The organism is Ralstonia sp. ASV6, assembly GCF_016429285.1.
GTDB lineage: Bacteria > Pseudomonadota > Gammaproteobacteria > Burkholderiales > Burkholderiaceae > Ralstonia > Ralstonia flaminis.
The window spans coordinates 1-6068 of record NZ_JAELUI010000214.1 but is presented as its reverse complement, the minus strand read 5'-3'; the positions used below and the strand labels follow the sequence as shown (position 1 = coordinate 6068).

Sequence of the window (6068 nt, the reverse complement as noted above, 5' to 3'; positions counted from 1 at the left end):
TCCCGAGGCCGCGTGCGAATCGCGTGATCGAATCGGCGTAGGGCCAGTTGTTCGAGGTGATGGGCAGAGCGGCTGCGGCTTTCCAGTCGGCGCGCTCTAAGGTGTAACGCGCAGGCATGGCTGCAATGGAGTTCTTGTTGCCATTCAGTGTTGGAGGTTCGCGCGTGGCGTTGGCCATGCCTTTGTCAATCAAGGCGCGTGCGTGCGCATCCTGCGCCAACTGCAGATACGCATACACCGCGAAGTCAAACGCGTGGTAGTAGTCGGACTGAACCTCGATGGCGGCCAAGTTGGATTGAATCGACTCCGGCCACAGCCCGAGCATCGTGTAGATGTGGGATGGCATATGCCGGGCATGCGGTGCTGCGGGCGCGATGGTGGCGTACTTGCCCGCCGCAGTCAGACCCAACGCAGCGAGCGGCGGATAGTCATAGGCGTGGATCAGGTAATGCGCCGCCCCAGGGTGCTGTGGATTCTTGGCAAACAGCTTCTCCAAAATCGCGGCTGCCTTGCGCTGATTGGCATAGGTGCGATCACTGACCGGCGCGGCAGCTTGCAGCGCGAGCGCGTAGTAGATCCAGACCTCGTCATCATCTGGGTAGCGCTGCGTCATGCGTTGCATGGCATCGGCGTACGCCTGCAGGCGGGTGGCCACAGGCACGTTCTGATAGTCCTGGTAGTAGGCGCCGATCGCCGCAATCCAATCGCGTTCGCGCTGTGTCTTCGCACCAATGGAACGGGCCTTGGCCAGCGCTTCCGACGCCGCCTGGGCGTCATTCATGGATGGCGTGCCCGCCAGCGAATTGCCTAGCAGATTGACGGCAAGGCCCCAGTAAGCGATTGCGCAATCCGGGTCCTGATCGATGACTGACTGGAAGGTCTTGCCCGCCTCGGTAAACCAGAAGGAGTGCAGCATGGCGACACCCCGCTCGAAGAGCGGTTGGACCTTCGGGCTGCAGGAGGTGGGGAACGCGACATGACCGAGCTGATCGGCGCTCGCATGGTGCTCATGCTCGTCGTGTTCATCGGCAAGCGCAAAAGCGGCCCCCATCATCAGCACTGAAACTGTGAGGCCCACAAGCGTGCGTGAGTGCATGAGTCTCTCCCCATGCGTCGCTGCAAAGCGATGAGGCGCCGTATCTGCCCAGGCAAGCCAAGCGCGTTGGCGGCCCAGCGCTCTCACAGCACCGTTGCTCTCAGCGTATCCGTGGTGCGGCAGGAATCAAGCACAAGAGCGCACCACGCTGAAGCTGAACCTGATGCCAAAAGCGTGCCAAGCACCTCAACGGTTGGAATGACCGCCTTGATGCGTGAAAAAAGCGCAATGGCGGTGGGCAAACGCCCCGCTCTGTTACATCGAAGAAACACGAACTTCACGGCCATGGCTGCCACACGCGTCCCCCCCCCCCCCCGGCGCGGCGCCGGCCCGCGCGATCCATGGATTCGTACGTACACGACCCCATGCTAGGATGACCTTCCCCCTGGCAGCCCCCTCCGCCATGACGACCATCTACGCGACCCTCGGCGTGCAGTCGGACGCCACCCTGGATGAAATCAAGCAGGCCTATCGCCGTGCCGCGATGAAGTGGCACCCCGACCGCAACCCCGGCCGTGAAGCAGAGGCCTATGCGGCGTTCCAGGAAATCCGCGAGGCCTACGCCATCCTCTCCGATGCAGAACAGCGCCGCGTCTACGACGAAGTCTTCGCGCAGGAGATGCAACGCTGGCAGGCCGAGCGCGATGCACAGGAAGCCCAGGAGCGAGAAGCGCAACGCGAGCGTGAGCGCATTGCGCAGGAGCACTACGAGAAGATGGTCGCCCTTGCGATGCGCTTTGCTGACGACGGCCACAGTCGGGACGTGCTCTTCGGCGTGCTGCTCGGCAGGGATTGCGAGGCGGAGCTGGCGGCGCGCATTGCCGATAGCGTGTGGGCGTTGCAGGAAGCGCGGCGGGCGAGTGTGGTTGCTGCGGAGGTACCTGACACCGAGGTTGCCACGACGCCTGAAGCGACACAGCCGCAGCATCAACCCAGCGCGTTCGAATCGTTCTGGCAGGGGTTGTTTGGCCTGCGGCCGCATCAATGAAAGGACGTTGACCGTAACCCAGCGTTGACAACACAAGTCCAATCCACCAAGCTTGCCCCCATGCTTCGTCACACCACCTGCCTCGCGTCGATTATTCGCACCACTCCAAGAATGGTGGGTTAGCGCGCGTCAGCCGGTAGCAAACGAACCCGCCCCCCGAGGCGGGTTTTTTGTGCCCGCCTCCTGAACCCTCCCCTATCAGGAGCTTCTCATGTCGCTGCAATCGCAACCGCCCGCCGCCGCATCCACCCAGGCCACGCTGCATCTGGTGTGCGGCAAGATCGGCGCCGGAAAATCGACGTTAACGCAACGGCTGGCCGACGCGCCCGCAACGGTGCTGCTGAGTGAAGACACCTGGCTCGCGCATCTGTATCCGGGTGAGATCACGAGCGTGACCGACTACGCCCGCAGCGCGCGCCGCCTGCGTGCCGCGTTGACCGACCACCTCTGTGCACTGCTTGGCGCAGGCATTTCCGTTGTGCTGGACTTTCCCGCCAACACACCCGCCAGCCGGGCGTGGATGCGCGAAGTCTTCGAGCGTGCAGGCGTCGCACACCAACTGCACTACCTGGACGTACCCGACGCGGTCTGCAAGCAGCGCCTGCACGATCGCAATGCAGCCGGTACGCACCCGTTCGCGCCAACCGATGCCGAGTTCGAAGAGATCACGCGTTACTTCGTTGCACCCACGGCAGAGGAAGGCTTTCACGTGGTGCGGCACCCATGATCATCTGGTTCATCTGGCGCCCAACAACCGACACTCCGCCGACAACGCCAACAGATTCGGATCGCGCTCCCGATTGCGCTGCATCACCAGCACAATGTGCTGACTGATCGCATAGCGTGCCGCCAGCGGAATCAGTTGCACCTTCGGGCTGAAATCCGCCACGCGGCGCGGCAGTAGTGCGTAGCCGATGCCGCCGCTCACCAGGTTCATGAGCGAGAAGATGTCGCCCACGCGCAGCGCAATCTGCGGTGCAAAGCCGGCCTTGTCGAAGGCGGCCATGAAGTCGTGGTACGTCGCAAAGTCGTCACCGAGCGCGACAAACTTTTCGCTGCGCACGGTTTGCAGATCGATCTCCGCCGACGCGGCATACGGCGATTTCAGTGGCGCCGCAAAGAGGATCTCGTCGTCAAACATCGGCACCGTCAGTAGATCGGGATTGCGCAGTGGCTCGCCCAACGCGATGACGATGGCATCAAGTTGGCCGTCTTCCAGCTTGGCCAGCAGGCTGCGGTTGGAGCCCAGCGTGAGTTCAATGTCGAGTGCCGAACGGCGCGTCTTCAACCCGGCGAAGATGCGCGGCAAGGTGCCCACCGTCATTGAGTAAAGCCCGCCGATCTTCAGCGTGGTGGATGAAAACCCTGCCGCCTCGCGCGTGCGGCGCACCCCCGCTTCGCATTCAGCCAGGATGCGTTCCACGTGTTCGGCAAATACATAGGCGGTGGACAGCGGAATCAGCTTGCGCCCGTCGCGCTTGAAGAGCGGGCAACGCAGGCCCTCTTCCAATGAATGCAACGCGCGGTGCACGCTCACCGTGCTCTGCCCAAGCGCCTCCGACACGCGCGCCATGTTGCCCAGCGTCATGAAGGACTGGAACACCTCCAGTTTCTTCAACGTGATCTCTTCGTCGATGGCCATGTGGGTGCCCGCCCGTTCAATCGGATTCCGCCATTGTTTCATTAACTTCAAGTTAACGAAACTGTGGGTAGGTTGATTGAAGTGCATGGCCTTCCGGCATACGGTACAGCCCATCGAGTCCACGGTTGGAGCTGTCCACTCATGCAAGCGATGTCCAACAATCCCGCCAACGCCGCCATTCCGCCCCAGTGGCGCAAGCGGCGTGACGAGAAAGAGCGCCGCCTGGCTGCGGCCCGCCGGATCGCCAACGGCAAGGTCATCCCCACCGGCGATATCGTCGCCGCGCTCGAAGCGCTGCTCGCCCCAGGCGACCGCGTTGTGCTGGAGGGCAATAACCAGAAGCAGGCCGATTTCCTCTCGCGCTCGCTGGCTAAGGTGAACCCCGAGCGCCTGCACGATCTGCACATGATCATGCCAAGTGTGAGCCGTGCCGAGCATCTGGATATCTTCGAAGCCGGCATCGCGCACAAGCTCGACTTCTCGTTTGCCGGGCCGCAAAGCCTGCGCATCAGCCAGTTGCTGGCCGACGGGCTGCTGGAAGTGGGCGCCATCCACACCTACATCGAGCTGTATGCGCGGCTGGTGGTGGACCTGATCCCCAACGTGTCGCTGGTGGCCGGTTTCAAGGCCGACCGCCAGGGCAACATCTACACCGGCCCAAGCACCGAAGACACGCCCGCGCTGGTCGAGCCGGCCGCGTTCTCGGATGGCATCGTCATCGCGCAGGTCAACGAGATCGTGGATGACCCGGCCGACCTGCCGCGCGTGGATATTCCTGGCTCGTGGGTCGACTTCATCGTGCAGGCCGACAAGCCGTTCTATATCGAGCCGCTGTTCACGCGCGACCCGCGCCTCATCAAGCCGGTGCACGTACTGATGGCGATGATGGCCATTCGCGGCATCTACCAGCGGCACAACGTGCAGTCGCTCAACCACGGCATCGGCTTCAACACGGCGGCCATTGAGCTGATCCTGCCAACGTATGGTGAGCGCCTGGGCCTCAAGGGCAAGATCTGCCGCAACTGGACGCTCAACCCGCACCCGACGCTAATCCCCGCCATTGAATCGGGCTGGGTGGAAAGTGTGCATTGCTTCGGCACCGAGTTGGGCATGGAGCGCTACGTGGCCGCGCGCCCCGATGTGTTCTTCACCGGCCGTGATGGCTCGCTGCGTTCGAACCGCATGCTGTGCCAGTTGGCCGGCCAGTACGCGGTGGACCTCTTCATCGGAGCGACGTTGCAGGTGGATGGCGATGGGCATTCGTCCACCGTCACGCGCGGGCGCCTGGCCGGCTTTGGTGGTGCGCCCAACATGGGCCATGACCCGCGTGGCCGCCGTCACGCTACCCCTGCGTGGCTCGACATGACCGAGCCAGTGACGATGCTGGAGCGCGGCAAGAAGCTCGTCGTGCAGATGGTCGAAACCTTTCAGGAAGGCGGCAAGCCCACCTTCGTCGACACGCTGGACGCGGTGGCCGTGGCCAAGCAAAGCGGCATGCCGCTCGCGCCCATCATGATCTACGGCGACGACGTCACCCACCTGCTGACCGAAGACGGCATTGCCTACCTCTACAAGGCGCGCTCGCTGGAGGAGCGGCGCGCGATGATTGCCGCCGTGGCGGGCGTCACGTCGATCGGCCTGCGCCACGATCCATCCAAGACCGAGCAGATGCGCCGCGACGGTCTGATCGCCCTGCCCGAAGACCTCGACGTGCGCCGCAGCGATGCCAGCCGCGAGCTGCTCGCCGCCAAGAGCATCGCTGACCTGGTCGAATGGTCCGGTGGCCTGTACGACCCGCCTGCACGCTTCCGGAGCTGGTAATGGAGAAGACCTTGCATCGACCCTTGCCGGCCAGCCCGAAAGCGCGTGCCAGACGGTTGGCCGCACTGGTGGAATCCGCGCTCATCGACGAGGTGACGCTGTCGCCCAAACCCGGCCTGGTGGATGTGCGTGGCAATGGCGCGCATCACGATCTCGACTGGACGCTGATGGTGCATTCGGCCCAAACCCTGCGCCCGGCGTTTGAAGCGATGGCACTGGCTGGCGCACAGATCAACGCGCCGCTAGCGCTACGCGAACGCATCGGCCGCCTGGGCCGTGAAGGCGAAGCGGCCATGCTCGATGCCACCGGCGGCATCAACACGCATCGTGGCGCGATCTGGGCGCTTGGCCTGTTGGTAACAGCTGCCGCGCAAGCACCGCATGCGTTGGATGCCGCCGCCGTTGCGAATCGCGCAGCACGCCTGGCCAACATCCCCGACCGCTTTGCGCCCTTCTCGACTGGCCACAAGGGCGAGCGCGCGTGCAACGACTACGGCGTTGGCGGCGCCAAGGGCCAGGCC

7 protein-coding genes are annotated in these 6068 nt (G+C 63.7%); 4 read left to right on the top strand and 3 right to left on the bottom strand.

What is annotated here, in order from left to right; genetic code table 11:
- A partial coding sequence (locus JHD73_RS25845; protein WP_199033020.1) for a hypothetical protein occupies positions 1 to 1096 on the bottom strand: 1096 nt, incomplete at its 3' end.
- 83 nt (positions 1097 to 1179) lie between these two features.
- Positions 1180 to 1383 (bottom strand): hypothetical protein, encoded by a 204-nt coding sequence (locus tag JHD73_RS25840; protein ID WP_199033019.1) that lies wholly within the window; start codon positions 1381 to 1383, stop codon positions 1180 to 1182.
- A 116-nt stretch (positions 1384 to 1499) separates the two neighbouring features.
- Between JHD73_RS25840 and JHD73_RS25835 the strand changes: the two genes are divergently transcribed.
- Positions 1500 to 2084 carry a J domain-containing protein gene (locus JHD73_RS25835; protein ID WP_199033018.1) on the top strand — a complete coding sequence of 195 codons (585 nt, stop codon included), beginning with the start codon at positions 1500 to 1502 and terminating at the stop codon, positions 2082 to 2084.
- 211 nt (positions 2085 to 2295) lie between these two features.
- Positions 2296 to 2811, top strand: coding sequence for an ATP-binding protein (locus JHD73_RS25830; RefSeq protein ID WP_199033017.1), 516 nt, complete (start codon positions 2296 to 2298; stop codon positions 2809 to 2811).
- Between the two features lie 9 nt (positions 2812 to 2820).
- Here the strand turns inward: JHD73_RS25830 and JHD73_RS25825 are convergent, their stop codons facing one another.
- Complete coding sequence (locus tag JHD73_RS25825) at positions 2821 to 3726, bottom strand: LysR substrate-binding domain-containing protein (protein WP_199033016.1); 906 nt, start codon at positions 3724 to 3726, stop codon at positions 2821 to 2823.
- Between the two features lie 141 nt (positions 3727 to 3867).
- Between JHD73_RS25825 and mdcA the strand changes: the two genes are divergently transcribed.
- Entirely contained in the window at positions 3868 to 5547 is a 1680-nt protein-coding gene (gene mdcA, locus JHD73_RS25820; protein WP_199033015.1) for a malonate decarboxylase subunit alpha, read from the top strand.
- Positions 5547 to 6068, top strand: a 522-nt coding sequence (locus JHD73_RS25815) for a triphosphoribosyl-dephospho-CoA synthase (RefSeq protein ID WP_199033014.1), incomplete at its 3' end; no start/stop codon positions are given. The genes mdcA and JHD73_RS25815, both read left to right, overlap by 1 nt.

What these genes read in the sequence shown, in the direction of transcription:
- JHD73_RS25835 (WP_199033018.1), top strand. Translation starts at nt 1,500, where the DNA reads ATGACGACCATCTACGCGACCCTCGGCGTGCAGTCGGACGCCACCCTG.
- JHD73_RS25840 (WP_199033019.1), bottom strand. Translation starts at nt 1,383, where the DNA reads ATGGCCGTGAAGTTCGTGTTTCTTCGATGTAACAGAGCGGGGCGTTTG.
- JHD73_RS25825 (WP_199033016.1), bottom strand. Translation starts at nt 3,726, where the DNA reads ATGGCCATCGACGAAGAGATCACGTTGAAGAAACTGGAGGTGTTCCAG.
- mdcA (WP_199033015.1), top strand. Translation starts at nt 3,868, where the DNA reads ATGCAAGCGATGTCCAACAATCCCGCCAACGCCGCCATTCCGCCCCAG.
- JHD73_RS25830 (WP_199033017.1), top strand. Translation starts at nt 2,296, where the DNA reads ATGTCGCTGCAATCGCAACCGCCCGCCGCCGCATCCACCCAGGCCACG.